20 protein-coding genes are annotated in these 26,262 nt (G+C 66.5%); 9 read left to right on the forward strand and 11 right to left on the reverse strand.

What is annotated here, in order from left to right; translation table 11 throughout:
• The first annotated feature begins 52 nt into the window (after positions 1 to 52).
• Entirely contained in the window at positions 53 to 1,252 is a 1,200-nt protein-coding gene (locus tag EGD98_RS15810; RefSeq protein WP_220589324.1) for an NAD(P)/FAD-dependent oxidoreductase, read from the forward strand.
• Here the strand turns inward: EGD98_RS15810 and EGD98_RS15815 are convergent, their stop codons facing one another.
• Together EGD98_RS15815 and EGD98_RS15820 are read right to left on the reverse strand one after the other, a co-directional pair.
• Entirely contained in the window at positions 1,253 to 2,344 is a 1,092-nt protein-coding gene (locus tag EGD98_RS15815; protein ID WP_220589325.1) for a GNAT family N-acetyltransferase, read from the reverse strand.
• Between the two features lie 171 nt (positions 2,345 to 2,515).
• The gene (locus EGD98_RS15820; RefSeq protein WP_220589326.1) at positions 2,516 to 3,565 is read right to left on the reverse strand and encodes a PGF-CTERM-anchored ABC transporter substrate-binding protein; all 1,050 of its coding nucleotides are present in this window, start codon (positions 3,563 to 3,565) and stop codon (positions 2,516 to 2,518) included.
• Positions 3,566 to 3,624: 59 nt separating this feature from the next.
• Between EGD98_RS15820 and btuC the strand changes: the two genes are divergently transcribed.
• Genes btuC through EGD98_RS15835 form a run of 3 tightly spaced genes read left to right on the forward strand, consistent with a single transcriptional unit; the run spans position 3,625 to position 8,355 of the window.
• Positions 3,625 to 4,695, forward strand: coding sequence for a vitamin B12 ABC transporter permease BtuC (gene btuC / locus EGD98_RS15825; protein WP_220589327.1), 1,071 nt, complete (start codon positions 3,625 to 3,627; stop codon positions 4,693 to 4,695).
• Positions 4,696 to 4,742: 47 nt separating this feature from the next.
• Positions 4,743 to 5,969 carry a heme ABC transporter ATP-binding protein gene (locus EGD98_RS15830; protein ID WP_220589438.1) on the forward strand — a complete coding sequence of 409 codons (1,227 nt, stop codon included), beginning with the start codon at positions 4,743 to 4,745 and terminating at the stop codon, positions 5,967 to 5,969.
• A 22-nt stretch (positions 5,970 to 5,991) separates the two neighbouring features.
• Positions 5,992 to 8,355, forward strand: coding sequence for a DEAD/DEAH box helicase (locus EGD98_RS15835; protein WP_220589328.1), 2,364 nt, complete (start codon positions 5,992 to 5,994; stop codon positions 8,353 to 8,355).
• Positions 8,356 to 8,357: 2 nt separating this feature from the next.
• Here the strand turns inward: EGD98_RS15835 and EGD98_RS15840 are convergent, their stop codons facing one another.
• The 7 genes from EGD98_RS15840 to EGD98_RS15870 all read right to left on the reverse strand — a co-directional run bounded on the left by EGD98_RS15840 (position 8,358) and on the right by EGD98_RS15870 (position 17,690).
• On the reverse strand, positions 8,358 to 9,221 hold the full coding sequence (locus tag EGD98_RS15840) for a mechanosensitive ion channel family protein (RefSeq protein WP_220589329.1): 864 nt from the start codon (positions 9,219 to 9,221) through the stop codon (positions 8,358 to 8,360).
• A 62-nt stretch (positions 9,222 to 9,283) separates the two neighbouring features.
• Positions 9,284 to 10,291 (reverse strand): AIR synthase family protein, encoded by a 1,008-nt coding sequence (locus EGD98_RS15845; protein ID WP_220589330.1) that lies wholly within the window; start codon positions 10,289 to 10,291, stop codon positions 9,284 to 9,286.
• A gap of 102 nt (positions 10,292 to 10,393) precedes the next feature.
• On the reverse strand, positions 10,394 to 12,754 hold the full coding sequence (locus tag EGD98_RS15850; protein WP_220589331.1) for a HEAT repeat domain-containing protein: 2,361 nt from the start codon (positions 12,752 to 12,754) through the stop codon (positions 10,394 to 10,396).
• Positions 12,755 to 12,955: 201 nt separating this feature from the next.
• The gene (locus tag EGD98_RS15855; RefSeq protein WP_220589332.1) at positions 12,956 to 14,008 is read right to left on the reverse strand and encodes an ABC transporter ATP-binding protein; all 1,053 of its coding nucleotides are present in this window, start codon (positions 14,006 to 14,008) and stop codon (positions 12,956 to 12,958) included.
• Complete coding sequence (locus EGD98_RS15860) at positions 14,005 to 15,699, reverse strand: ABC transporter permease (RefSeq protein WP_220589333.1); 1,695 nt, start codon at positions 15,697 to 15,699, stop codon at positions 14,005 to 14,007. The genes EGD98_RS15855 and EGD98_RS15860 overlap by 4 nt, the downstream gene beginning before the upstream one ends.
• Complete coding sequence (locus tag EGD98_RS15865; RefSeq protein WP_220589334.1) at positions 15,700 to 16,734, reverse strand: thiamine ABC transporter substrate-binding protein; 1,035 nt, start codon at positions 16,732 to 16,734, stop codon at positions 15,700 to 15,702.
• Positions 16,735 to 16,841: 107 nt separating this feature from the next.
• The gene (locus tag EGD98_RS15870) at positions 16,842 to 17,690 is read right to left on the reverse strand and encodes a helix-turn-helix transcriptional regulator (protein ID WP_220589335.1); all 849 of its coding nucleotides are present in this window, start codon (positions 17,688 to 17,690) and stop codon (positions 16,842 to 16,844) included.
• A 150-nt stretch (positions 17,691 to 17,840) separates the two neighbouring features.
• On the opposite strand from EGD98_RS15870, the gene EGD98_RS15875 reads away from it, so the two are divergent.
• Positions 17,841 to 19,433, forward strand: a complete 1,593-nt coding sequence (locus tag EGD98_RS15875; RefSeq protein ID WP_220589336.1) for a GMC family oxidoreductase — start codon at positions 17,841 to 17,843, stop codon at positions 19,431 to 19,433.
• Between the two features lie 11 nt (positions 19,434 to 19,444).
• Here the strand turns inward: EGD98_RS15875 and EGD98_RS15880 are convergent, their stop codons facing one another.
• Positions 19,445 to 19,858: an Lrp/AsnC family transcriptional regulator gene (locus EGD98_RS15880; RefSeq protein ID WP_220589337.1), complete on the reverse strand. Its 414-nt coding sequence runs from the start codon at positions 19,856 to 19,858 to the stop codon at positions 19,445 to 19,447.
• 102 nt (positions 19,859 to 19,960) lie between these two features.
• Here EGD98_RS15880 and carA point away from each other — a divergent pair, with 102 nt between their 5' ends.
• The 4 genes from carA (at position 19,961) to EGD98_RS15900 (ending at position 22,546) form a co-directional block, all read left to right on the forward strand.
• Positions 19,961 to 21,007, forward strand: a complete 1,047-nt coding sequence (gene carA, locus EGD98_RS15885) for a glutamine-hydrolyzing carbamoyl-phosphate synthase small subunit (RefSeq protein WP_220589338.1) — start codon at positions 19,961 to 19,963, stop codon at positions 21,005 to 21,007.
• A gap of 188 nt (positions 21,008 to 21,195) precedes the next feature.
• Positions 21,196 to 21,852: a helix-turn-helix domain-containing protein gene (locus EGD98_RS15890; RefSeq protein WP_220589339.1), complete on the forward strand. Its 657-nt coding sequence runs from the start codon at positions 21,196 to 21,198 to the stop codon at positions 21,850 to 21,852.
• 68 nt (positions 21,853 to 21,920) lie between these two features.
• On the forward strand, positions 21,921 to 22,271 hold the full coding sequence (locus EGD98_RS15895; RefSeq protein ID WP_220589340.1) for a DUF7344 domain-containing protein: 351 nt from the start codon (positions 21,921 to 21,923) through the stop codon (positions 22,269 to 22,271).
• A gap of 5 nt (positions 22,272 to 22,276) precedes the next feature.
• Positions 22,277 to 22,546: a HalOD1 output domain-containing protein gene (locus EGD98_RS15900; RefSeq protein ID WP_220589341.1), complete on the forward strand. Its 270-nt coding sequence runs from the start codon at positions 22,277 to 22,279 to the stop codon at positions 22,544 to 22,546.
• Positions 22,547 to 22,980: 434 nt separating this feature from the next.
• Here the strand turns inward: EGD98_RS15900 and carB are convergent, their stop codons facing one another.
• Positions 22,981 to 26,232: a carbamoyl-phosphate synthase large subunit gene (gene carB, locus EGD98_RS15905; protein ID WP_220589342.1), complete on the reverse strand. Its 3,252-nt coding sequence runs from the start codon at positions 26,230 to 26,232 to the stop codon at positions 22,981 to 22,983.
• Positions 26,233 to 26,262: the final 30 nt, after the last annotated feature.

Genomic DNA, 26,262 nt, shown 5'->3' on the forward strand with positions numbered 1-26,262 from the left:
CCACCGTCCGTTCGGAAACAACATTATCCCCGTTCAGTCCTAATCCCGGGCAATGCAAGTCGCCGTTTTCGGTGCCGGCTACGCCGGTCTGACGCTCGCGCGAACGCTCGAACGGACCCTCCCAAGCGACGTCGACCTGGTCGTCGTCGACGAGTCACAGGACCACCTGGTCCAGCACGAACTCCACCGCGTCGTTCGCCGGCCGTCGCTGGCCGACGAGATAACTGTCTCCCTCACGGACGCGCTCGACTGTGCGGTTCGGCAGGCGACCGTCACCGACCTCGACGCCGACGCGGGGGTGGCCACCCTCGAAACCCCCGGCGGAGCCGAGGAGACCCTCGACTACGACGTGGGCGCGGTGTGTCTGGGCGCACGGACCGCCTTCTACGGGCTGGATGGGGTCCGCGAGCACGCGACGCCGCTGAAACGGCTCGCCGACGCCCGCGAGATACGCCGTACATTCCTCGACCTGGCCGACGGCGACCGCGTCGTCGTCGGCGGCGCGGGTCTGTCGGGCGTGCAGGTCGCCGGCGAACTCGCCGCGCTGGCTGGTGAGAAAGGGCTGGACGTCGAGGTCTGCCTGCTCGAACAGGAGCCCGAGGTCGCCCCCGCCTTCCCGGCCGCGTTCCAGCGTGCGGTCCACGACGCCCTGCTCGACGCTGGGGTGTCGGTGCGGACCGGTACGGCCGTCGAGCGCGCCGACGCGGAGACCATCACGCTCACGACCGGGAGCGACCTCGACTACGACCAGTTCGTCTGGACCGGCGGCATCCAGGGGTCGCCGGCACTGGACGACGACCGCCCGGTCGTGCGCGCGGACCTCCGGCTTGGCACATCGACGTTCGCCGTTGGTGACACGGCCCGCGTCGTCGATAGCGACGGGGAAGCCGTTCCGGCCAGCGCGTCGGCGGCCATCCGGGAGGCCAGCGTGGCCGCCGAGAACATCGAGCGACTGGTCGACCACCGCCGCGAGGACGCGGGCGGGTTCGAGCCGCGGCTCGCTCGCTACCGGTTCGACGTGCCCGGCTGGCTGGTCTCTGTCGGCGACGACGCCGTGGCGAAGGTGGGGCCGACAGTCCTGACGGGGCGACCGGCACTGGCGCTCAAGACGACCGTCGGCGCGGGCTATCTGGGCAGCGTCGGCGCGATACAGGAGGCGACGGACCTCGTCCGTGCGGAACTGGGCATCGGCGAGGAGGCGGCCGCCGACCCGGAGCCGGAGGACATCGTCGACGTTTCGCAGGCGGAGTAGCTACCCGGTGTCGAGTTCGAGGAACGTCGTCGACCAGTTATCGTCGTCGGTGAGTCGGACCTCCTGGGGCGCCCAGGAGTCCAGTGCCCGGACGAGATGTGCGCGGCCGTCGCGGAGATACGACAGCGGCGGCTCTCCCTCGCGGTAGAACCCCTGGGCCCGGAGGACGGGGCCGGGAATCGTCGATGGTGCGACGAAGAGGTCGGAACTCGGATAGCTCTCCCGTACCTCGGCCAGCAACGCCCCGAGCAACTGCTCGCGGTCCTCGTGGTCGGTCAGTGGCACCACGTCGGCCACTCTGGTCGTCTCCGGCCCGTACAGCTTTCCCGGCGGTGTCCGCGCGACGACGATGGCCGCGCGCTCGTTACCGGACTCGCCCACGAAAGCCGAATAGTTCCAGTTCGGATTCGAGAGCCGCCACCGGTAGAAGGCCGGGTCCCGACGAGCGTGAATCGTCGCCGGCGCGGTGTCGGCGTAAATGGATGCCAGCGTCTCGACCGGGACCGACTCCTCGTAGTGGACGGACACCGCTGCGGACGTGGTTGCCTGCCGGTCGCGGAGGCGGTTGTGTGCCGAGACCAGCCCCGTGGCGACGGTGCCGGCGAGCCGGCGGCCCGGTGCCGTGGTTTGGGCGGAAAGCAGCGGCCTGACGTGCTCGACGCGGTAGGCGACCGGGACGGTCCCGACCCGTCGCCAGCCCAGCTTCCGGTTGCCCCGCAGGGTCACCTCGTTCGGGAAGTTGAAGAAGAATGCGTGCTCTCGGTTCTCGTAGCGATCGATGGCCCGCTCGGTCATCCGCGTGAACAGCCCCTGCCGTCGGTGGTCCGGGTGGACCATGGTGTCACAGGGCTGGAGGGCGGGGTACTGCTCCCCAGCGACAACCATCGGGAGCGCGAAGAAAGCGCGCGCGCCGACCAGGTCGCCGTCCGCCGTGGCGACGACTATGGGGACGTGGTCGACGTAGGGGTTCGAGACGTACTTCCAGTCGAACCACTCCGGGCTGTGCTGCCAGGAGTCCAGCACGTCGGCGTAGAGGTCGATGAACTGCGCTCTGTCGACTGGTCGGTACCAGCGGATATTGTAGGTTGACATAGGAAACAGCGCGCGCAGTTCGACGGGCACGATGCTTGTTATAACATACTTGCAGCAGGGGTCTGGCCTGACCGCGAACATAATCCGGGCCATCGCTCCCTACGGCGACCTTACGGGTCGTAGTAGGGACGTGGCCGGCGAGTAATCGTGGTATCACGTGGCCGTGACGGGTCAGCGGCGACGGGCGAGGAGGGCCGTCGCGAGGACGGCGACGACTCCACCGACGGCGGTGAAGCCGGGACCGCTCCCGCCAGAGGTGTCACCGTCGACCGTCGCAGGGGTTGCGCCCTCGACGGCCGAACGCTGGACGTAGACACTCTCGTCGTACCTGTCTGGGTAGAGCTGCCGGGTCACGTTGTGGACACCGTTGACCACGCTCCGGGGCGCCGGCTGGCTCATGTCACGTTCCCGCACGGTGACGACCGCGTTCTCCTGGCCGGCCGTCGTGCTGGCGTATGGTTCCTCGTCGACGAGGTAGCCAGTTTGCTCGTGGAGCACGAGATTGTCGGGGTCCAGCTGGAGTAGCACCTCGTCGTTCAACTGCGGGTACTGGGTGTACTCGCTGGCGGCGTTGTCGGCGCCGGCGGTGGAAAGCACCGCGTCGATGAAGGTGTCGGAGGCAGCGACGTAGCCGCTACCCAGTGGGTAGAGCACGTCGGGACGGTCCTCCACGTCTTCGGTCAGGTTCCCGACGGCGTCGACGTTGGCGGTCATCCACGCGTTGGTATCGGCGGCACCCTGGCAGTTACCGGTCAGGCGCCCGATACGCGTGGTCGCCTCGCGGATGTCCTCGATGTCGGTGGGCGATGGGAGGTGGTACACCGTCAACCCGGCGTCGCGGAGTCCCTGGACGTCACCGGCACTGGAGTTGGGCGCGATGACGAGGTCCGGGTTCGTCCCGGCGACCTTCTCGCGGCTCACGCCGAAGCCGGCCGAGACGTTCGTCCGGCTTGCAGAGCCCTCCAGATACGAGGCGTACTGGGTGAGACCGACCACCTGGTCGCGGCCGCCTATCTCCCACATCGTCTGGGCGGCCGAGGGGTTCGTCGTCACCACCCGGTCGGGTCGCTCCTCGATTGTCACTTCGGTCCCGGTCGCGTCGGTCAGCGTCACCGGGAACGAACAGTTCTGGCCGGACTGGCCCGCGCTCGCGGCCGCCGGCGTGGCCGCCAGCGACGCGAACACGAGCAGGCCGGCAACGAGTATCACGAGTCGTCGCATCGTCCCTACCGCTGACGGCGAACAATAAATATTTACCTACTGCAAGTGGGTTTTCAGACGTGCGAACCCACCGAAAGACGGCCGTCTGGTCGGTCGCGCTCACGGCACTGCTCGCCCTCGTCGTCACGGCGAGCGCCGCGGTGGGCCCGGTGTGGATTCCGCCCGACGTCGTGGCCCAGGTCCTCCTCAACGCTATCGTGGTGCCGACGGCCTTCGACGTCTCCGGGACGGCCATCGACGTGACGACCCAGCCGGTCTTTCGGTTCCGCGTCTCGCGGCTCCAGCGACTCATCGTCATGAACGTTCGGCTCCCGCGCATCCTGCTCGCCGCCGTGGTCGGCTTCGCGCTCGCCGCGGCCGGCACTATCATGCAGGGCATCTTCCGCAATCCGATGGCCGACCCCTCCATCATCGGCGTCTCCTCGGGCGCGGCGGTCGGTGCCGTCGGCTTCATCGTCGTCGGCGGAACGCTCCCCTTCGGACTGGGGCTTCGGGCGGCCGCCTTCGCCGGGGCGCTGGTCTCGGCCTTCGGCGTCTACCTCATCGCGACCGAGGGCGGCCGGACGCCCGTGGCGACCCTGCTGCTCGCGGGCGTCGCCGTCCAGACGTTCCTGGGTGCGGCCGTCTCCTTTCTCCTGCTCAACGCCGGCGAGAGCATCCGCCGGGCGCTGTTCTGGCTGATGGGCCACCTCAAGGGGGCCGCGTGGCCGGAGGTCTGGTCCAGCCTCGCGCTGGTCGCTGTCCCCTTCGCACTCTTGCTCGTCTACGCCCGTGACCTGAACGTCATGCTGCTGGGCGAGGAGGACGCCCAGAGCCTGGGTATCGAGGTCGAGCGCACGAAACGGATACTGCTCGCGCTGGCCTCCCTGGCCACCGCCGCGGGCGTCGCCGTCGCCGGTATCATCGGCTTCGTCGGGCTCATCGTCCCCCACGTGATGCGACTGCTCGTGGGGCCGGACCACCGCATCTTGCTGCCCACGTCGGCACTGGCCGGGGCCTCCTTCCTCGTGGCGACGGATACGCTGGCCCGCTCGGGCAGCACGGAACTGCCGGTGGGCATCGTCACAGCTGCGCTCGGCGCGCCCTTCTTCCTCTACCTGCTACGAAAGCGGGAGGTCCACGAGCTGTGAGCGACCCTGCCCCGAGACCGGACGGCCACGACGGCGAGCCGATTCCGATGCTCAGCGCCGAGGACATCTCGGTGTCGCTGGGCGGGACGCAGATACTCTCTGACGTGTCGCTGACGGCGGAGTGTGGCGACGTCGTCGGCCTCGTCGGCCCGAACGGCGCCGGCAAGACGACGACGCTCCGGTTGCTCCGGGCGACGCTCTCGCCCGACAGCGGCACCGTTCGCGTCGCCGGCGACCCAATCGACGGGCTCTCCTCGAAGCAGGTGAGCCAGCGGGTCGCCAGCACGCCACAGGCGACGGAGCTGTCCTTCGAGTTCACCGTCCGGCAGGCGGTCGAGATGGGTCGGACCCCCCATCTCGGCCGGTTCGAGCGGGCCGACAGCGGCGACCGCGAGGTCGTCGCGGCGGCGATGGAACGGGTGGACGTGGCCCGCTTTGCCGACCGCCCCGTCACCTCGCTGTCCGGCGGTGAGCGCCAGCGGGTGCTGCTGGCCCGCGCCCTCGCCCAGGAGACGCCCGTCCTGTTGCTCGACGAGCCCACCTCGAACCTCGACATCAACCACGCCGTCAACACGCTGGAGCTGGTCGCCGACCTCGCTCGTGAGGGCAAGACCGCCGTCGCGGCCATCCACGACCTGAACCTCGCCGCGCGGTACTGCGACGAACTCGTCTTGCTGGCCGGCGGCGAGGTCCGCGCGGCGGGCCCGCCACGCGAGGTACTGACCACGCCGACGCTCCGGGACGCGTTCGACGCCGAGACGCTCGTCACCGGCCAGCCCGCCACCGACGCGCCGCTGGTGACCGCCCTCGCCGACCGCGACCCGCTCGACCGGACCGTCCACGTCGTCGGCACCGGCGGGCAGGCCGCCGGCGCCCTGACCCGACTGGTCGCCGTCGGTGCGACCGTCTCCGTCGGCGTCGTGCCAACGGGCGACGCGGCCGCCGAGCGGGCCCGCGACCTGGACTGCGAGGCCGTCACGGTGCCGCCGTTTGCCGGCGTCGATGGCAACTCCGTCTCGCGGGCGACCGAGCTGGCCCGGGCGGCCGACGCCGTCGTGGTCGCCGGGGACGTGGGTGACGCCAACGAGTCCGTCGTCGCGGCGGCGCGGCGGCTGGTCGCTGTCGACGGCGAAGGCGTACCCGCCATCGACTCCCCGCGGACGATAGTGGCGACCGTCGACGAACTCCCGGCGGCCGTCGCGGGGGTCGCCACTCGCAACGGCGGGCCGGACGCGGAGCGCCGCGTCGAGTCGAGCAAACAGCAAGACCGATAGCGGTCTGGGTCCTACCCCGCCCGTGGACGACACTATCGCGTGGCTGCGGGGCCGGCCCTACTACGAGGGCCAGATAGTCGACGAGCGGACGGTCCCCGGCCGGGCGGCGACGACCGCCGACTGCGACCTCGACTCGCGTCTGGCCGGTGTCCTCGCCGACGAGGGCATCACCGACCTTTACACCCACCAGACCGCCGCTATCGATGGCGTCCGGGACGGCGACAACGTCGTCCTCGCGACCGAGACCGCGAGCGGCAAGAGCCTCGCCTACACGGTGCCCGCCTTCGAGCGGGCGCTGGACCGACGGGCGACGACGCTCTACGTCGCCCCGCAGGTCGCGCTCATCAACGACCAGACGGAGACGCTCTCGGAACTGGCACAGGGGCTGGGCTTTGCCTCGGGGGTCTCTGTCGCCCAGTACACCGGCCGCCAGTCGAAAAGCGAGAAAGAGGCCATCCGTGAGCGCCAGCCCACCGTCCTGCTGACGACGCCGGATATGCTCCACTACGGTATCCTGCCCCACGCCCACCGGCTGTGGGACTGGTTCTTCTCGCGGCTGGAGACCGTCGTCATAGACGAGGTCCACGGCTATCGGGGCATCTTCGGGAGTCACGTCTCGCTGGTGATGCGGCGACTCGCCCGCATCGCCGAGCGTTTCGACAGCGACCCCGAGTGGGTCTGCTGTTCGGCGACCATCGGGAACCCGGTCGAACACGCCGCCACCGTCACCGGACAGCCCGACGACTCCTTCGTGCTGGTCGACGAGGACACCTCCGCCAGCGGGCCGCGCCACTGGCTGCTGTGGAACCCGCCCGAATACGAGGCCGGGGACGGGTGGGGCAGCGGCCGCCGCAAATCCAGCCACGTCGAGACCAAGCGGCTGTTCGTCGACCTCGTCGAGCGCGGGCTCCAGACGGTGGTCTTTGCCGGCTCGCGCCAGACCGCCGAGCGCTACGCGGGCGACAGCGCCGACGAACTCCGCTCGCGGGGCCACCACGACCTCGCCGACGGCGTGGGCGCGTATCAGGCAGCACTCACCAACGAGAAACGCCGCGAGCTGGAGTCGCGCCTGCAGTCGGGCGACCTCCGTGGCGTCTGGTCGACCAGTGCGCTGGAACTGGGCGTCGACGTGGGCGGGCTCGACGCCGTGCTCATCGACGGCTACCCCGGCACGCGGATGCGGGCCTTCCAGCAGGCCGGTCGCGCCGGTCGGGGGACCGACCCCGCGCTGGTCGCGCTGGTCGGCGGCGAGGACCAGCTCGACCAGTACGTCCTGCGAAACCCCGAAACGCTGTTCGAGAAACCGGCCGAGCAGGCGGTCACGAACCCGGAAAACGACCAGCTGCTGCCAGACCACGTGCTCGCGGCGGCGGGCGAGAACTGGCTCTCGGCCGACGACGACCGCCACTTCGGCCCGACGTTTCCCGATATCGTGGCGGACCTCGAATCGGCGGACAAGCTCGAGCGCCGGAGCACGGACCAGGGGATTCGGTGGACGTCGAACGGCCGGCCCCACCACGACATGAGCCTCCGGACGGTTGACGACCGCGAGGTGAAACTGGTCGCGAAGGGCGACGTCATCGCCCGCCTGCCCTTCGAGGACGCCCTCAGGGACGCCCATCCCGGCGCCGTCTACCACCACCAGGGGCGCCGCTACGAGGTGACCGACCTTGACCTCTCGGCCGGCGTCGCACAGCTCGACCGGACGTGGGCCGACTTCTACACCCGCGTCCTTCACGACAAGACCATCACCGTCGAGGCCGACCTGCAGGAGCGCCCCCTCCCCACGCGGGAAGACGTGCCCGTCCGCTTTGCCTCGGTGACGATGCGCAAGCAGATTACGGGCTACGAGCGCCGCGACGGCTCCTCGGGGGAGGTACTGGGCCAGCGCCCGCTCGACCTCCCCGAGACCAGCCTGGAGACCAAAGCGATGTACTACACGGTGCCCGAGGACCTCCACGCCGAGATTCTCGCCGGGGAGTACGGGGCGCCGACCGACGGAGCGACGGGCGAGGCCGCCACCGACGGCGGGAGCGGTGATTTCCCCGGCTCGATTCACGCCGCCGAACACGCCATGATATCGATGTTCCCCTTCGAGTATCTCTGTGACCGGGGCGACATCGGAGGCCTGTCGACGCCGCTGCATCCTCATACCGGCGAGCCGACCATCTTCATCTACGACGGCTACCCCGGTGGTATCGGCCTGAACAGAGCGGCCTATCACGACGTGACGCCGCTGATGGAGACCACGCTGTCGATGCTCCGGTCCTGTGACTGTGCGTCGGGCTGTCCGGCCTGCGTGCAGTCGCCCCACTGTGGCAACGCCAACGACCCGCTGGACAAACACGGCGCCGTCCACCTGCTGGACGGATTGACGGGCAACTGAACTCAGTCCGAGACCTCGGGCGCGGGATCGTGGACGGCCAGGTCGCCAGTCACGTCGTGCTGGGTCGTCTCACTCAGGTCGATTCCCGCCGTGCGACACTCCTCGTTGACCCGGCGGACGAACGTCGATCGCACGGCCGGGAGTCGGTTCCGGCGCTCGTTGGGAATCCAGACCCGACCGACGACGAGGACCGCGGTCGAACCGAGTTCGCTGACACCGACGATGGGTTCTGGTTTCTCGAGGACGTGGTCCAGTTCGCGTGCGACGTCCCTGACGATGGTCTCGAGCGCCGAAACGTCGGTGTCGTAGGGGATGCCGAACTCGTAGGAGATGCCGATAGGGCCCGTCGAGGTCCGGTTGGTCACCGTCCCGGTCGCCAGTTCGGTGTTCGGGACGACGATGCGTTCGTTGTTCGGCGTCCGAACCCGCGTCACCCGCAGGTCGATGTCGACGATGACGCCGCGCTTGCCGTCCCACTCGATGGTGTCGCCGACGTTCAGGTCCGGGTCGGTGACGATGAACGCGCCCGAGACGAAGTTCCCGAGGACGTCCTGTGCGGCCAGGCCGACGGCGACGGTGAGCCCGGCAGCGACGAGGGTAGACCCCGCGAGCGCGCCGCGAAAGCCCGCGGCCTGCGCGGCGGCGACGAGGGTCACGCCGATGACGAGGAGGTGGGTCGCACTCCCGAGCGCGCTCTGTACGGTCCGGTCGATACCCGACCGGGAGAGCCCCCAGCGAACCGCCGGGACGACGAGCAACCGACCGACGAGATACACCGTCGCGGCGACGACGAGGAAGGTCGCGCCGTCTTGGGCGAGCTGTGCGTACACGGAGGCGAGATCGACACTCGGGACGGGCAACTGCATAGGGGCCTTTCCGGGGCCCACATCATGAATCCCGGTTGCCGGACTCCGCTCCAACCGGGACGCTACGCCCCTGAGAACCGCTCGAAGACGGACCAGGAGGGGTCGCTCTCCGGGGCCGAGCGGCGCTCACCGTCGACGAAGACGCCCTCGCCGTCGGTCACCGTCCCCACCACCGCGGCCGGCGTCCCGCGGTCATCGAGCGCATCGACGACCGCCTCGCCATGGCTGGATTCGACCGTACACAGCAACGTTCCGGCGCTCGTGACCGTCCACGGGTCCACCTCGATGGCCTCACACACCGTCGCGACGCCCGGTGCGAGGGGCATCGCGTCGGCCTCGATATCGAACCGGACGCCCGCGCCGCTGGCCATCTCGACGAGGCCACCCGCGATACCGCCCTCCGTCGCGTCGTGCATCGCGGTGACCCCGTCCGTCTCGAACGCTGTGCGGGCGTCTGCGACGGCCGCGATATCTGCGACGCGCTCCTGTGCGGTCGCGACAGTCTCCGGTGGGAGACCGAGCTGTTCGGGATACAGCGTCGCCAGCAGGCCGGTGACCTCCGCGGCCGGACCGGTCGTCACGACGATGTCGTCGCCGGGCGCGGCGCCGTCCGGCCGGACGATATCGTCGTGGTCCCCGACCCCCAGTACCGTCGCGCCGCCGACCCAGGAGCTGTCGATGCCGGGATAGCGGGCGGTGTGGCCCGAGACGATGCTCACGCCGAGGCGGTCGGCGTGGTCCGCGAGACCAGTCCAGAGTGCTTCGAGGTTGTCGTCGCTCCACGACGGCGGCAGCGTCAGGTTGACGGCGAGGTGCGTGGGTGCAATGCCGGAGACCGCGACGTCGGTCAGCACGATTTCCAGCGCCAGCCGGCCGGCCCGCCGCCAGCCCAGTTCCGGCAGGATAGAGATGGGGTCGGTCGCGACGACGACCGCCCGCTCGCCGATATCGAGGACGCCGAAGTCGACGCCGTGGCGCGGGCCGACCGCCACGTCCTCCCGGTTGGCCCCCAGATTGGGGTAGATGACGTCCCGGAAGGTCTCCGCATCTATCTTTCCGAGGTCGCTCATTGTCCGACAGTCGACTCTGTGACTCTAAAGCCCCTCGTTGTCGGACGCTCACGAGACGCTACGGAACCGACCCGCGACAGCGTCCCAGCTCCCACGGTGTCACTACCACGGTGGACCGGCCAGCGGTCGGTCCTCCTGATGTCGGTGGTATTTCTCGGCGAACGCATCGAAGACCTCCCGGTCTGTGATGTGGTAGAGACCGCGGTGTGCCCGGTCGAAGACACCGGCCAGGGTGTCGGTCGTTATCCCGTCGACGAGCCGGAGTTTCGCGCCTTTCGACAGGCTGTCACAGAGGAGTGCGTCCCAGACTTCGCGGGGCTCACCGAGCAAATCGGCCGCTCTCAGGCCAGCCCGAGCGAGTCGCGGGTCCTGCTCACGGAGCGCCTCCCGGAGACTCGTCTTGACAGTATCGGTCAGCTCCTGGTCCGGGTGTGTCGCTATGACGGACGCGACGCCAGTGAGTGCACTACTGCGGACGTACGGATTCCGGTTGGAGAGGTGTGCCTCGAAATACCTTCGGTCGGCAACAGCGACAGAGGCACCCAGTCCGGCGAGGGCGGCACCAACCGTCTGGGGCGATTCCCACTTATCCACGACGTCACGGAGTAGTTCGGGGCCAGCGGGACCGCCGCTCACGGCCGTCGCTGCGGCACGGCGACGGGCGGGAGAGGGCGCGCCAAACAGGCTGTGGAGCCGTGTCGCTTCGGCCGGGAACGAGTCCCCGCAGTCAGCCCACGCGACCCGGAGGGCCTCGCCGACAGCGTCGAGCTCGCGCTTGGCTGTCGCAGCCATGAGTCTGTCGAGGAGATAGCCGGCGTACTGGGCCGCCATCTCCGGGTTATCCTGTAGCGCCTCGATGGCTGCAACACGGACCCGCTCGCTCGGGTCAGTCAAACCCATCCGAACTCGCTCACGGGAGAACGCGCCCCCTCGTTCCAGGGCCCAGGCTGCTCCGGCACGGACGGCCGGCGTCGAGCCAGTGGCCAGCGCATCGACCAGAACCGGGACAGCCTCTTCGGGCTCTGGCCAGATTGCAGCAGAGAGCGCTTTTGCCACGGCGAGCGCGACACTCGTGTCTCGATGCCCGAGCAGTGGGTAGAGCGCCTCGAACTGCGAACTGCATGGGTATGGAGTCTCTCGCAGCGCCTGCGCAGCGGCTGCCCGAACGTCGGCACCGTCGTGGGTCAGCCCATCCGCGAAGAGGTCGACTGCACCGACCCGCCCGGCGGCATCCATCACTGCAACGAGGACTCGCTCCGACTCCTCGCGGCCGAAGCACCGCCCCAGAACTGTCGAAACCTCCGTTCGGAATTCGTAGTCGCCGTTAGTCGGTGCAAGCGAGTCGAGAGCTCTGGCCCGCACCCGTGGCCGCGGGTCGTCCCGGACCCGCACTGTGAGGTCGCGGGCGACTGCCCGGCTACTGGCGTCGTCCAGTCGGGACGTGGCTGCGTAGCGGACCCTGTGGTCGTCGGCCGTCAGGGCCGTACGGACCGCAGCGAAGTCGTCACCCTCGTCGGGGACCGAGAGTGAACTCCGGAGCAGTTCGGCCCGAGCGGCTGGCTCTTCGTGACGAAACGGGTCGCCCCTGACTGGGAGCCGGTCGAGGTGGTCCATCGAGAGAACGTCCTCCCGGTCGAGCGTTCGAATCGCGCTGGCACGCACCCGGGGAACGTCGTCGGCCAGTCGCGTGACGATGTACGCTCGTTTCTCCTCGTAGTGGGTTGCTGACCGACGCAGCAAGCGCCGACCGCTGTCCTGTCTCGGCGTCCACCCGTCCAGCCCGCTCAGCGCCTCGAACCATTCGTTCGGTGCGGTCCCGTCGAACGACAGCGGCGGGTCGGGGAGGCGGCCGGTCGCGTACGGTCCCGAATGGTCTCTCTCGGAGAGTGTCATGGTGGCGTCCCGATAGCTGGCGGGCGCGACGACCACGACCGAGCCGTTCTCGTACTCCCTGACCGCGAGCGCCGGGAGCTCGAAGAGCCGGTCGCGGCCGATACGGTCGACCAGTGACGGTCCGAACAGGGAGGCGATACTCGACCGTCGCCAGGTCTCCGGCCCGACCCAGAGCGGCGGACGGGCGTGGTTCGGTGTGGCATGGCCGTACTCACAGCCGAGTGCGTCGAAGAGCGGGGCGACGTGGGCCAGTCGGTCCAGAATTAGTCGCGGTTTCGAAGACCGGCCGAGCCAGAAACCGAAGGTATGCTTCTCGACCTCTGGCCGGTATTCATGATGTATTACGTTTGCCAGCGTCGTTCCGAGTGAGTCGAGGATTTCCTGGCTGTTCCGTGGTTGAATATCGACCGAGACTTGCCAGCGGTCGTTTGCCGTAATCGTCTCGATGACGTCCGCTCTATTTGTGACGGAGAGGGCGGGGAGGTCTCTGACCGTATCCAGCAGCGTGCGCACGAAGCCGGCATCTATCGGCTCGTCGCGGTGAATCTCGAGGATCTGGTCGAGCCCCATATTCCACAGAACCGAACCGGTACAAAAAAGATTCTGACGGTCTGGTAATCGCTCCCACTGGCGAGGAACGAAGCTCGGGGCAGTCATTAGGCCCGCTTCCTGCTGCGGACGGCGATTCCCGCGGTCAACGGCTGGTAGTCGACTTCGCTGTTAGCGGGTGAACTCCTGGGAGGTCAGCGACGAGTGGCGGACTCGATACGCTCACAGCACCTGCGTGTCGGCCGCGTCGAACCGAAGCGTGACGTCACCTGCGGGTTGCTCTGCCGCCGCCGTCTTGACCTCGACCCGCCGGTCCTGCCACCGGCAGTGGGCCCGGTAGGCGTCCCCGAGGAACTCGACGGTTTCCACTGTCGCTTCGAGCGTGGAATCCGGCGACCCCGCGCCGTTCGCTCCGCCGACAACGGTGATAGCTTCGGGCCGCACCGCCACGGTCACCGACTCGCCCGCCGATACGCCAGCGTCCGCCGCTAGGGGGAGCGTCGCCCCATCGACAGCGACGCCCATCCCATCGTCCGTTACGGTGCCGTCGAAGAGGTTGTTGTCGCCGACGAACTCGGCCACGAAGCGGGAGGCGGGGTCCCGATAGACGGTTTCGGGTGCCGCGACCTGCTCGACGTTGCCGCCGTGCATCACCGCGACGCGGTCGGACAGCGCCAGCGCCTCGGCCTGGTCGTGGGTGACGTAGATGGTCGTAATCGACAGTTCCTGCTGGATGGTCTTTATCTGGACCCGGAGCTGTTTGCGCAGTTTCGCGTCCAGGGCCGACAGCGGCTCGTCGAGCAAGAGCACGTCGGGTTCGGGCGCGAGCGCGCGGGCCAGCGCGATGCGCTGCTGTTGGCCGCCCGAGAGCTGCTCGGGCGAGCGGTCGGCGACACCGGAAAGGTCGACGAGGTCCAGTAGCTCGGCCACGCGCTCGTCCTCGCTGCGGCCCTCGATATCGTGAAAGCGCAGGCCGTAGGCGACGTTCTCGTGGACGCTCATGTGCGGGAACAGGGCGTAGTTCTGGAACACCATCCCGACGTTGCGCGCTTCTGGCGGGGCCGATGTCACGTCCCGGCCGTCGATGGCGACGCTGCCGTCGGCCCCCTCGGTCAGGCCGGCGATGGAGCGAAGCATCGTCGTCTTCCCACACCCCGACGGCCCGACGAGGGTGAAGAACTCCCCGGCCTCGATGGACAGCGAGACGTCTCCCAGTGCGGTCACGCCGTCGAAGACGACCCGCATCCCCTCGACCTCGACGCCGGGCTCGTTCATTGGTTCCACCCGGTCCCGACGCGGTCGATGAGTACGAAGCTGACGGTCGTCACCGCGAGCAAGACGGTGCCCATGGCCGTCGCCGGGCCGAGGTTCGGGCCGAGCGAGCGGTTGCCGGTGTAGCGTTCGAGCGCGACCGGCATCGTCGCGCTGTCGACGCCCTCGGCCAGCAGCACCGTCGAGTCGAACTCGCCGACGCTGATGGCGAAGGCGAAGGCCGCGCCGGCGATGAGCGCTGGGACGACCAGCGGCAGTTCGATATCGACCAGCGCCGTGGTTCGGTCCGCACCCAGGGCTCGGGCGGCGTCGACGAGCCGGTCGTCGATGCTCCCCAGCGCCGGCGTGACGTTGCGCGAGACGAAGGGGTAGGCCGCGACGGCGTGGGCGGCGACGATGGCGACAGGACCGGTGACGGTGATACGGTAGCCAAATAGCGTCGTCCCGAAGACGAGGGTGCGGAGCATTCCGAGCCCGAGGACGATGCCGCTGACGGCCAGAGGCGCCGTCAGCAGGGCCTCCCAGAGTCGGGAGCCGCGACGCTCTCGGGTCGCGACGACGGAGACGACGACGCCCATCGGCAGGGCGAGCAAGAGTGCGCCAGCGCCAAAGAGCAGCGAGTTCGTTATCGCGGGCAGCGGGCGAGTCGTTCCCGCCGCAGTCGAGGCCTGCTGGGCGAGCAGGAACTCGTAGTACCGGAGCGTGAGGGCCCCGTCGGGGGTGGTGACACTTTCGACGACCAGGCTCACCAGTGGTCCGACAAACAGCACCAGCGCCGCGCCGACGTAGGCAAAGAGCGCCAGCCGCTTCGGGTCGACCAGCGACCGCCAGCCGGCGAACAGTGGGGTCCGGGCCCGGCCACGCGATTCGCCGCGCGCATTCAGCTGCGTGGCCTCGAAGCGCAGGTAGACGTATATCAGCCCCAGCGAGAGCGCGGTCTCGATGGCCCCCAGCGTGGCCGCCTCGGCCAGGTCGAGACTCTGGACGCGGGCGAACAGCCACACCTCGACGGTCGAGAGCTGGAGCCCGCCCAGTGCCAGCACGATGGGGAAGGACATGAACGTGAAGATGAAGGTGAGCACCGACGCGGTCAGCAGGGCCGGCAGGAGCTGTGGCAGCGTCACGTCACGGAACGCCCGCAGGGGGGTCGCCCCGAGGGTTCGCGCGGTCTCGACGCGGGCCGGGTCGACCGACTCCCAGGCGGCCGTCACCAGCCGCGTGACCAGCGGCGCGTTGTAGAAGGCATGCGCCAGCACGATGATTTCGAGCGTAAAGGTTAGTTCGACGGGCCCCAGCCCGACCACGGCGAGCACGTCGTTTACCAGTCCCGTCCGGCCGAACATCGCCAGAAAGCCGACAGCGACCATGATAGAGGGAAGGACGAAGGGGAGGATGGTTACCGAGCGGAGGAACCGCCGGCCGGGGAACTCGAAGCGTGCGAGGAGATAGGCCCCGGGGAGCCCGACGACGACGCTGGCGACAGTCGACAGCAGCGCCTGGTAGGCGGTAAACGCAAACAGGTCGTGGTAGAAGGGGTCACCGAGTACCGAGACGAGGGGCGCGAGCGTGGGCCGGCCGGCGTCGGAGACGGCGCTGGCGAGCACGCTCCCGACGGGGTAGTAGAACACCACGACGAGCGTCGCCAGCGTGGCGGCGACGCCGACCGGGAGCGCCCGGCCGTCCCGCAGGACCATTCAGTTGCTCACTATCTCGCGGGCCCAGTCCTCTATCCAGCCGTCGACGTTGCCGGCGAGTTCGTCGTAGCTGAACGTTACGGGTTCGGGCGGTTCCAGGGCGTACTTGCCGAAGTCGCCGCCCGGTTCGACGCCCTCGACGGCGGGGAACTGGACGTTGTTCACGGCGATTTGCTTCTGGGCCGCCTCGGTGAGCATGAACGACATGAACTCACGCGCAAGCTCGGGGTTGTCGGCGTCTGCGAACTGCGCCATCCCCTCGGGGTTCGCGTACCCCTGGTCGTTGAGGAAGCCGACCTGGTGTCGCGACATATCGACGCCTTCGCCGTGGTAGTACACCTGGTCCGTGGAGTAGGAGACGACCATCGGCGCCTCCTCGTTCGTGTAGGCGTTATACGCCGGCTCCCAGTCCGAGAGAATCTGCACGCCGTTGTCCGAGAGGTCCCGCCAGTAATCGAGATAGTTGTCGGCGCCCTTCTCGTGGATGGTCCACAGCAGGAAGGCCCGACCGGGGTCGGACTGCTGGGCGTTCTGAGCGATGAGTCCGTCCTCGTAGGCCGGCTCCAGCAGGGCGTCGAAGGTCCCGGGATTCTCTACTTCGCCCTCGTCATAGACGAGACTGATGTAGCCCGTGTCGTAGGGGACGGCGCGGTCCTCGGGGTCGAAGTTCAGCCTGGACTTCACCGAGTCGGCGCCCTCGACGTCCGCCGTCGCGAACAGCTGTTCGTCCAGTTGCTCGTCCGCACGGACGAGCTCGACGGTGTTCAGGCCGACGTAGAGGTCGGCACCGACCGGCGCGCCCTCGGACTTGCGCTGGATGAACTGGTTGACGCCGTTCTCGGGCGTCTTGAACTCCACCGTCGCGTCGTGCTCGTCCTCGAACGCCGATTTGAGCCAGTTGCCCGCCGAGTCCTCGCCGGTAAAGGAAGAGTACGTCGCGACCGTGAGTGTGGTTTCCGATTGGCCGCCGCTGCAGCCAGCTACTGCGATGGCACTCCCAGCGCCGACTCCGGAGAGGAACGTCCGTCGTTTCATACCTCGGTGGTTACACCAAGTAATACTTGAACCCTCGCTTTCCCACTCAGGTCAGTTTCACGGCGCTCTCGACGGTAAAAACTTCGCGGGATGTCTCCCGGTTCCTCTTACTCCCACAGGTCGGGGAACTGGCGTTCGACGTATGGGCCGAGCGGGTCCGACTCCGCCCAGAGCGCCTCGAAGAGGTCACGTCCCCACTGGACCGCCGATTCAGTCTCCGAGACGAACAGGGCGGTGGTGCCAGCGACCGAGCGGTCGGCCGCCCCACTCCCGGCCTGTCGCTCCGTCGCGCCCTCGCTCACCGCGGGCAGCTCGAACTTCAGTTTCTCGTCGGTGACGACCGACGCGAACTGGGAGTCTGTCAGTCGGAGCGTCGCCGGGTCCATGTTGTTTAGCTCCTCGCGGTGACCGTCCCTGTACCGCTGGAAGCTGACGTCGATTGCTTCCCGGGTGACCAGCAAGCGCGTCTCCGGATGTGTGGGGATGGCCTCCTGGTGGCGCCGCGAGTAGTACGGCGTCGTGAGTTCACAGTAGTCGGCCGATTCGAGCATACTGATGGCGACGTCCTCGCATCTGTTGGGCTCCTGGGGGACGTCGCGGACGATTTCGTACTCACCAATCTCCGGCAGTCGCCGACGGAACGCCGACGGGATGACGTCGATTCGATGGTTCTTCCAGAACGCCGGGTCCGTCGCACGAAATTCCTCCGCGGACAGCCACTCCGAGACGCTGTCGGCGACGAGGTGTCCGTGCGCGGTGGGTTCCCAGCCCTCGTCGCCCTCGGTGAGCAGACCGCGGCCTCTGAGCGTGGAGAGCGCGTCGTAGACTGCGGAGTCGCTCGCATCGACTCCGGACAGAAGCGTATCGGTCGGTGTCGGGCGCTCGGACACTCGAAGCACAATTTCCGTCCGTACCGACGACGTGAGGACGAACTCGTTTGGCGACTGGGACGGCATTGTCTCTATTCCCGTAGCCGTCGCACTTAAATTATCAGATTACACACCCAACGGACCAGACGCCTATCGGGTGAGCGCTCACCAACCAGTTCACCGCTCTTCCAGGAGATACTGCGGGGTTTAAGTCCGTAGTGACGTGCATGAAATAACATGGCAAATGTGGGCGGCGGAACCTACGACTACGTGATAGTCGGTGCTGGGCCGGCGGGCTGTGTGCTCGCGAATCGGCTCTCGGCCGACGGGGACCGGGTGCTGCTACTGGAGGCGGGCAAACCGGACGAGAAGCGAGAGATCGGCATCCCGGCGGCGTTCGTGGAGTTGTTCAACTCCGATGTCGACTGGGCGTACGACACCGAGCCCCAGACGGAACTGAACGACCGGGAACTCTACTGGCCCCGCGGGAAGACCCTCGGGGGGTCGAGTTCGATCAACGCGATGATCTACGCTCGCGGCCAGCCCGAAGACTACGACCACTGGGCCGAACTCGGAAACGACGGCTGGGCGTACGAGGACGTCCTGGACTACTTCAAGCGGGCCGAACACAACGAACGCGGCAGCTCAGAGTACCACGGGACCGGCGGGCCGCGGAACGTGGCCGACCACCAGTCGCCAAACGTTCTCAGCGAGGCCTTCGTCGAGGCGGGACAGGCGGTCGGACTCCGACACAACGAGGATTTCAACGCCGGCGACCAGTCCGGTGTCGGCCTCTATCAGGTGACCCAGAAGGACGGCGAGCGCCACAGCGCCGCCGATGCCTACCTGAAGCCGGTTCTGGACCGGTCGAACCTGACCGCTGTGACCGGTGCGCAGGTGACGCGTGTTCGGTTCGACGGGCGGGCGGCGGTCGGTGTCGAGTACGTTCGTGACGGGAGCGACGAACCGAAGACGGTCGACGCCAGCGAGGAAGTGATTCTCTCGGCGGGCGCTATCAACTCTCCGCAACTGCTCATGCTGTCGGGTATCGGGCCAGCGGACCACCTCACGGACCACGACATTTCGGTCGTCAACGAGCTCTCCGGTGTCGGCCGGAACCTCCAGGACCATCTCAACGTCAAGGTCAACTACGCCTGCGAGAAGCCGGTCTCCCTCGAGGGGGCGGAATCGCTGTGGAACCTGCTGAAGTATCTGGTGCTGAAACGAGGGCCGCTTACCTCGAACGTCGCGGAGGGTGGCGGCTTCGTCTCGGTAACTGATGAGGATGACCGACCCGACATCCAGCTCCACTTCGGGCCCTCGTACTCCGTCAACCACGGGTTCGACAATCCCGACGGCCACGGCTTCTGGCTGAGTGCGCTTCGGCTTCGCCCGGAGAGCCGCGGTCGGATAACGCTGCGCTCGGCGGACCCGCTCGACGAGCCGTGCATCGACCCGCAGTATCTCACCGAGGGAAAAGACCTGGAGATACTGCTCGAAGGGGTCAAACTGGTCCGCGAGATTCTGCAGTCCGAGCCCTTCGACGAGTACCGCGGCAGGGAGGTGTCTCCGGGACCCGATGTCCAGTCGGACGAACAGCTAATCGAACACATCCGAGAGGCAGCGGAGACGCTCTACCACCCTGTCGGCACCTGCAAGATGGGTGAGGACGATATGGCGGTGGTCGACGACCGTCTCGCCGTCCACGGGGTCGATGGACTGCGCGTCGTCGACGCCTCGGTCATGCCGACGATTACCAGCGGGAACACGGACGCCCCGACGACCATGCTAGCTGAGAAGGCGGCCGACCACATTCTAAGCCGTCGGTAGCCGTACTTCGCTTACCCGACCCGCTCGTCCAGAATCAACCGGGTCTTCGTACTCACCACTTCCTCGAGCTCCCGCGCTCTGGTGATGAGCTCGTTGACCGCGCCGGTGTCGGCCGCGTCGACGACGACGACGATGTCCTCCTCGCCCGAGACCTGCCAGACGAAGTCGACGGCGGGCCACTCCGCGATGTGGTCGGTGACGGCCTCGGTGTCGACGTTGACGTCCACGCCGACCTCTATCATGGACTTGACGTTGCCGGTGCGGGTCGCGACGGTGAAGCGCTCGATGATGCCGTCGTCGACGAGGCGGTCGACGCGGTTGCGCACCGTCCCCTCGGAGGTCCCAACCTGGTCCGCGATCTCCGTGTAGGGCGTGCGGGCGTCCCGCCGGAGTATCGACAGTATCTCTCTGTCCAGTTCGTCCATGGAGATACGAAGCTTCCGCTCCACCCGACTTGAGGATTACGAAAATCGTAACTCGGCTTCGAAAGCAATCCTTATGCCGGCCAGTCCTGTACGCATCTCGTAATGGCTGATGCATACGTAGCGCTGGAGGGGGACCGTGTCATCGAGGCGCGTGCCCGCGCTCCGGGGACGACACGCGGTGAGGTCGTGTTCACAACCGCCTACACCGGGTACGAGGAGAGCCTGACCGACCCGTCCTACGAGGAGCAGATTCTCACGTTCTCCTACCCGCTCATCGGGAACTACGGTGTCCGGGAGGAGCGCTTCGAAGACGACCGCGTCCACCCGCGTGGCGTCGTCGCCCGCGAACTCACCGACGACGTGGCCGAGTGGCTCGAAAGCGAAGGTGTGCCCGCCGTCGACCACCTCGACACCCGGGACATCGTCACCGAGATTCGCGACGAAGGGGCGATGAAATGCGGTATCGCCGCCGGTCCCGACGTGACCGAGCAGGACGCACTGGACGAGCTCCACCAGTGCAAGCACATGTCCGACCACGTCGACATCGGCGCGCAGGTCTCCGTCGAGGCGGTCGAGACCTACAACGAGGACGGCGACGGGGCCACCGTCGCCCTGGTCGACTGCGGCGCGAAGGGCTCTATCATGAGCTCGCTGGTCGAACGCGACGCCGTCGTCCACGTCTTCCCGTACGACGCCAGCGAGGACGACATCGCCGAGGTCGACCCCGACCTCCTCTTTATTTCGAACGGGCCCGGCGACCCCCAGAACTTCGGACAGGCCGGCGAACTCGTCGAGACTTACGTCGGTGAGGTGCCCCTGGCGGGCATCTGTCTCGGCCAGCAGGTCGTCGCCAACGCGCTGGGCGGCGAGACCGAGAAGATGGAGTTCGGCCACCGCGGCGTCAACCAGCCAGTCCGTGACCTGCGTACCAACCAGGTCGTGATGACGACCCAGAACCACGGGTATACGGTTGCGGACCCCGGTGACAAACTCGACGTGACGCAGGTCAACGTCAACGACGACACGCCCGAGGGTCTGGAGAACGACGAGCTGGGGATCATCACGCGCCAGTACCACCCCGAAGCGAATCCGGGGCCACACGACTCGCTTGGCTTCTTCGACGACGTGCTGGCGATGGCCGAGGAGTAGGCTCGCGGTTTCGTTTTCTTCGGCTTTGTTGAACCACTCAGAAGCTGACAAATTCCGCTCTTTGCGGTCAATACAGAGCGTATAGCAACCGTTTCAGATGATCGGCCCGAACCTATGTCTGGGACTGCGCTCTGCGCTCGTCAGTATGGGCACCAGCGCTATATTGGAATCATGACATATACTTGATAATGGCTACCGAAGCGACATTTACCATTCCGGCCGACCAGTTTCCCTTGGGAACCTTGTTCAAACAATTACCGGGTGTGACAGTCGAACTGGAGCGAATCATTCCGGCCCAAGACGTCGTGGTTCCCTATTTCTGGGTTCGTGGGACTGCCGTTGAGGACATCGAAGAAGCGTTTCACGACCATCCGGGCGTGAAGAAGATCCAGCTGGTTGATTCCGTCGAAGACGAGTATCTGTTGCGCGTCGAGTGGACGCTGGAGTACGATGGCGTCATCAGCACACTGATGGAAACGGGGGTTCCCCTGATTAAAGCGGTTGGCACGAACGAGGGGTGGACGTTCGATATTCGGGGTGATGACCGACGTGACATCGCGGCGTTCCAAGAACGCTGTCGGGAGAAAGACATCTCGATTATGCTCACTAAACTGCACGCACTTACCCCAATTGACTCGGAGACTCAAGCGGCACTCACCGACACTCAGCAGGAAGCACTGGTGCTCGCCTACGAGCGGGGGTACTTCAACACGCCTCGTGACGTGAAAATGGTAGATATTGGCGACGAACTCGGCATTTCACAGCAGGCAGTCGCTTCACGGCTCCGACGTGGAATTAGTGCGATTCTCGGCAGTACACTGGCCGACTCCGACCCACCAGAGTGAGAAGAGCTTAAAAATAGATTGTATAGTCCAAAGGAGGGGTGATGACCTTAGACATTTTATATGTATGTATGAGTAGCGCACCTACTCTCGACACGGTGCTTGATGTCTGTGGACATAAGCATCGCCGTATCGTCCTTGCGACACTCGCAAATCAGCGACAGTCATTGTCGATAGATGACCTGACAAACGCAATCATCAAACATAATCATCACCTGTCGTGGACAGAGATTGATGACGAGACAGTCAAACAGATTCACATCGGCCTATACCAAGTCCATCTTCCGAAATTGACCGATTCTGGGTTTATCGAATACGATCCTGAGCGGAAAGTGGCAGAATTAACAACCCAAGCCGGACGGGAAGACTCCCACCTGTCGGCCATCCTCGCTGAGGATTCTGACCTCCCAATTACTCATTGATACGTATGACTGACCAAACGCGATTCCACTATGAGCCAGGTGACGCTGAACCATTAAGCACGGCGATTGTCAGTGCAGTTGCAATAGCTCATAACGAGAACGTACTTGATCAAAAATGGATTTTAGCCAACGACATCAATCCCGACGCACTTGACGCCCTATTTTTCGACGGGAAGCCAAATATGCGCCTCACGTTCGAAGCGGACGCCTCTACAGTCACTGTAGACGTGGATGATCAAGGGCAATTCGATATCGAAATAGAGTCACATCGGTAGATAAGCAGAGCTACTGACCGTCTGTTTCATACGAGAGTTTATCTGAAAAATAGGATTTCAACGGACTCTGTTCTTTGGCTACGTTTACACGCAGACCGGTCTCCTCGACTGACGAAAGCTGGACGGTGGGATGACTGTCCCGTTGCGTACTGCGACAAAATCGTGTGCCTGTAGTCGGCGCTCTCGCTACGCCTCGCGGGTCGCTGCGCGCTCGCGGCTCCGCCGCTCACTATCGAGGCGCAAAGGGCCTCGCTCTCCCCGCTCGCGTTTTCCGAGGAATCTCGCTTCGGTCGGTTCCTCGCTACTGCTCTCCGGCTCCCGCTTGGTCGCCGGTTCGCTTTCGAGGTCGGCGCTGCGCGCCGACCTCGCTACTGCTCCACGGCTCGTTTCACTCGCCGTTCCGCTTCGAGGTCGCTCACTCCGTTCGGGCTCTCCTACTCACTACCCCACTGACGGGCCGTCTTCGGCCGCTCGCTGATGGCCTGCACCGCGAGTGGCTGGTCGGCGGAGTTGATGGCCTCCAGGGCCGCTTCGGTGCTCTCGCGGGTCGAGAAGTACGTCACGGTCTCCTCGACGCAGGCTTCGAGCACGTCGCGGTCCCGGGAAGCGACCAGGTCGATGTCGCCCGCCTGGATGGCCTCGACGACGGCCTCGGTGTCCTCGAAGTCGTCGAGGCTCACCACGTCGAAGTGGTCTTCGTAGCCACGCACCCCGAAGTCGACCAGCGCAGTGCCTTCGAGCGGGATATCCTTCCCGACGCACATCTGGGCCTTCTGGTAGGCCTTGCCGAAGGAGCCGGCGGTGCCCATGACCTCGCCGGTCGACTTCATCTCGGGGCCGAGACGCGGGTCCGAGCCCGGCAGGCGGTCGAAGGGCAGGACGACCTCCTTGACCGAGACCTGTTCGGGGATCTGCTCCTCGATGTCCAGCTCGGCCAGGCTCTCGCCGGCCATGACGCGGGCGGCGATTTTCGCAATCGGGACGCCCGTCGTCTTCGAGATGAACGGCACGGTACGGGACGAGCGCGGGTTCGCCTCCAGGACGTAGACCTCGCCGTCACGCACGGCGAGCTGGACGTTCAGCAGGCCGACGGTGTCGAGCGCGTCGGCGATGTCCTCGGTGACCTCGCGGATGCGGGGCATCACGTCCTTGATCTCCTGGGAGCGAGGCGGAATCATACACGCCGAGTCGCCCGAATGGACCCCGGCGGTCTCGACGTGTTCCATCACGCCGCCGATGAGCACGTCGTCCTCGTCGGCGACGGCGTCGACGTCGAGCTCGACGGCGTCGGCGAGGAACTCGTCGACCAGGATGGGCTTGTCCGGGGAGACACGCACTGCCTCCTCGATGTACGTCTCCAGGTCGTCGTCGTTGTAGACGACGTCCATCGCACGCCCACCGAGGACGTAGGACGGGCGCACCAGCACCGGGTAGCCGATGTCGTGGGCCAACTCCAGTGCTTCCTCCTTGCTCGTCGCCGTGCCACCCTCGGCCTGTGCGATGCCGAGTTCGTCCATCAGCTTGTTGAAGCGGTCGCGGTCCTCGGCTAAGTCCATCGCCTCGACGCTCGTTCCGAGAATCTCGCAGTCGAGGTCGCGCCGGGCCAGTTCGTCCTCCAGGGGTTCGCCGATGTCGACGGAGGTCTGGCCACCGAACTGGACCATCACGCCGTCGGCACCCGTCGACTCGGCCACGTCGGCGACCTCCTCGGCTGTGACGGGCTCGAAGAAGAGTCCGTCGGAGGTGTCGTAGTCCGTCGACACCGTTTCGGGGTTGTTGTTGACGACGTGGGCGTCGATGCCCATCGCCTCCAGGGCCTGGACAGCGTGGACCGAGCAGTAGTCGAACTCCACGCCCTGGCCGATGCGGATGGGGCCGCCGCCGACCACGACGACGCTCTCGACCTCTGGGTCGACCAGCAGTTCGTTGCGGTCGATGCCCGAGATTGGGTCACGCGTCGAGTAGTAGTACGGCGTCGTCGCCTCGAACTCGCCGGCGCAGGTGTCGACGAGCTTGTAGTCCCGGTGGACTGTCTCGCTCTCGACGTCCTCTATCTGGACGCCGCTCCCGTCCGTGGCTGCCTCGATTTCCGCCTCGCCGTCGTCGTCGCTGTCCAGCCCGGCGGGCAGCCACGAGACGTGGGTGTCGTTGAACTCACCGCCCGCGAGGGCTGTGATTTCCTGGTCGGTGAAGCCGGCCGCCGCGGCGGTCTCGTAGTCGCCCGCGATGGCGGCCTCCGCCGCGTCGGCGACCTCCTCGAAGCGCTCGACGTACCACTCGTGGATGTCGGTCAGTTCGACAACCTCCTCGACGGTGTAGCCACGGAGGAACGCCTCGAAGATGGCGTACGGGCGGTCGGGCGAGGGACGCACCAGATACTCTTCTTCGAGCTCGTCGTCGCCGACCGTTTCGAAGTCAACGGCGGGGTTGTACTCCGAGGAGCGCAGTGCCTTCAGCAGCGATTCGGGGAAGGTTCGGCCGATGGACATCGCCTCGCCCGTCGACTTCATCGCCGTCGACAGCTCGAAGTCGGTGTCGGTGAACTTGTCGATGGGCCAGCGCGGCACTTTGGTGACGATGTAGTCGATGGCCGGCTCGAAGGCGGCCGTGGTCTCGCCGGTAATCTCGTTTTCTATCTCGTGGAGGCGTTTGCCCAGCGCGACCTTCGCGGTGACGCGGGCGATGGGGTAGCCCGTCGCCTTCGACGCGAGCGCGGAGGAGCGCGAAACTCGGGGGTTCACCTCGACGACGCGGTACTCGCCGCCGGGGGTGCCGTCGTCGCGCCAGGCGTGCTGGATGTTACAGCCGCCCTGGATGCCGAGTTCGCGGATGACCTTCAGCGCGGAGTCACGCATCTGCTGGTGGCCCTCGTCGGGGATGACCTGCGAGGGCGTGACGACGGTAGACTCCCCGGTGTGGATGCCCATCGGGTCGATGTTCTCCATGTTGCAGATGATGATACAGGAGTCGTCGGCGTCGCGCATGACCTCGTACTCCAGTTCGACCCAGCCGGAGATGGACTCGGTGATGAGCACTTCCGAGTTCCGTGAGAGGCGAAGTCCTTTGCGCACACGCTCGACGAGCTCTTCGAAGTCGTCGACGACGCCGGAGCCGGAGCCACCCAGCGTGTAGGTTGTGCGGGCGATGACCGGGAGGCCGCCGACCTCGTCGACTGCGTCCTGGATGCGCTCGCGGAAGTTTGCCTCGTCGAAGTCCGTGACCGACTCGTCCTCGTCGAGTGAGATGGTGGTCGAGCGGGGGACCGGCTCACCGATTTTCTCCATGCGCTGGCGGAACAGCTCGCGGTCCTCGGTGGCGTAGATGGTGTCCAGCGGCGTCCCCATCACGTCGACGTCGTACTCCTCTAAGACGCCCTCCTCGGCGAGTTCTGCGGTGACGTTGAGGCCGGTCTGGCCGCCCAGACCGGCGATGACGCCGTCCGGGTTCTCCTTCCGGATGATCTCGGTGATGGCCTCGGTGTTGATGGGTTCGAGGTACACCTTGTCGGCCATGTCCGGGTCGGTCATGATGGTCGCCGGATTGGAGTTGACCAGTACCACGCGCGCGCCCTCCTCCTGGAGGGCCCGACAGGCCTGGGCGCCGGAGTAGTCGAATTCGGCTGCCTGGCCGATCTTGATGGGGCCGCTCCCGATAAGCAGAATTGTGCGGTCTTCCTCGGCTGTCATTACCCGTTTCGAGCCTACACATCGTAATAA

It is taken from the genome of Haloarcula salinisoli, assembly GCF_019599405.1.
Classification (GTDB): domain Archaea; phylum Halobacteriota; class Halobacteria; order Halobacteriales; family Haloarculaceae; genus Haloarcula; species Haloarcula salinisoli.

Bases quoted from the DNA above. Each gene is read 5' to 3' on its own strand.
- EGD98_RS15810 (WP_220589324.1), top strand. From the start codon at position 53: ATGCAAGTCGCCGTTTTCGGTGCCGGCTACGCCGGTCTGACGCTCGCG.
- EGD98_RS15815 (WP_220589325.1), bottom strand. From the start codon at position 2,344: ATGTCAACCTACAATATCCGCTGGTACCGACCAGTCGACAGAGCGCAG.
- EGD98_RS15820 (WP_220589326.1), bottom strand. From the start codon at position 3,565: ATGCGACGACTCGTGATACTCGTTGCCGGCCTGCTCGTGTTCGCGTCG.
- EGD98_RS15830 (WP_220589438.1), top strand. From the start codon at position 4,743: ATGCTCAGCGCCGAGGACATCTCGGTGTCGCTGGGCGGGACGCAGATA.
- EGD98_RS15840 (WP_220589329.1), bottom strand. From the start codon at position 9,221: ATGCAGTTGCCCGTCCCGAGTGTCGATCTCGCCTCCGTGTACGCACAG.
- EGD98_RS15845 (WP_220589330.1), bottom strand. From the start codon at position 10,291: ATGAGCGACCTCGGAAAGATAGATGCGGAGACCTTCCGGGACGTCATC.
- EGD98_RS15850 (WP_220589331.1), bottom strand. From the start codon at position 12,754: ATGGGGCTCGACCAGATCCTCGAGATTCACCGCGACGAGCCGATAGAT.
- EGD98_RS15855 (WP_220589332.1), bottom strand. From the start codon at position 14,008: ATGAACGAGCCCGGCGTCGAGGTCGAGGGGATGCGGGTCGTCTTCGAC.
- EGD98_RS15860 (WP_220589333.1), bottom strand. From the start codon at position 15,699: ATGGTCCTGCGGGACGGCCGGGCGCTCCCGGTCGGCGTCGCCGCCACG.
- EGD98_RS15865 (WP_220589334.1), bottom strand. From the start codon at position 16,734: ATGAAACGACGGACGTTCCTCTCCGGAGTCGGCGCTGGGAGTGCCATC.
- EGD98_RS15870 (WP_220589335.1), bottom strand. From the start codon at position 17,690: ATGCCGTCCCAGTCGCCAAACGAGTTCGTCCTCACGTCGTCGGTACGG.
- EGD98_RS15875 (WP_220589336.1), top strand. From the start codon at position 17,841: ATGGCAAATGTGGGCGGCGGAACCTACGACTACGTGATAGTCGGTGCT.
- EGD98_RS15880 (WP_220589337.1), bottom strand. From the start codon at position 19,858: ATGGACGAACTGGACAGAGAGATACTGTCGATACTCCGGCGGGACGCC.
- carA (WP_220589338.1), top strand. From the start codon at position 19,961: ATGGCTGATGCATACGTAGCGCTGGAGGGGGACCGTGTCATCGAGGCG.
- EGD98_RS15890 (WP_220589339.1), top strand. From the start codon at position 21,196: ATGGCTACCGAAGCGACATTTACCATTCCGGCCGACCAGTTTCCCTTG.
- EGD98_RS15895 (WP_220589340.1), top strand. From the start codon at position 21,921: ATGAGTAGCGCACCTACTCTCGACACGGTGCTTGATGTCTGTGGACAT.
- EGD98_RS15900 (WP_220589341.1), top strand. From the start codon at position 22,277: ATGACTGACCAAACGCGATTCCACTATGAGCCAGGTGACGCTGAACCA.
- carB (WP_220589342.1), bottom strand. From the start codon at position 26,232: ATGACAGCCGAGGAAGACCGCACAATTCTGCTTATCGGGAGCGGCCCC.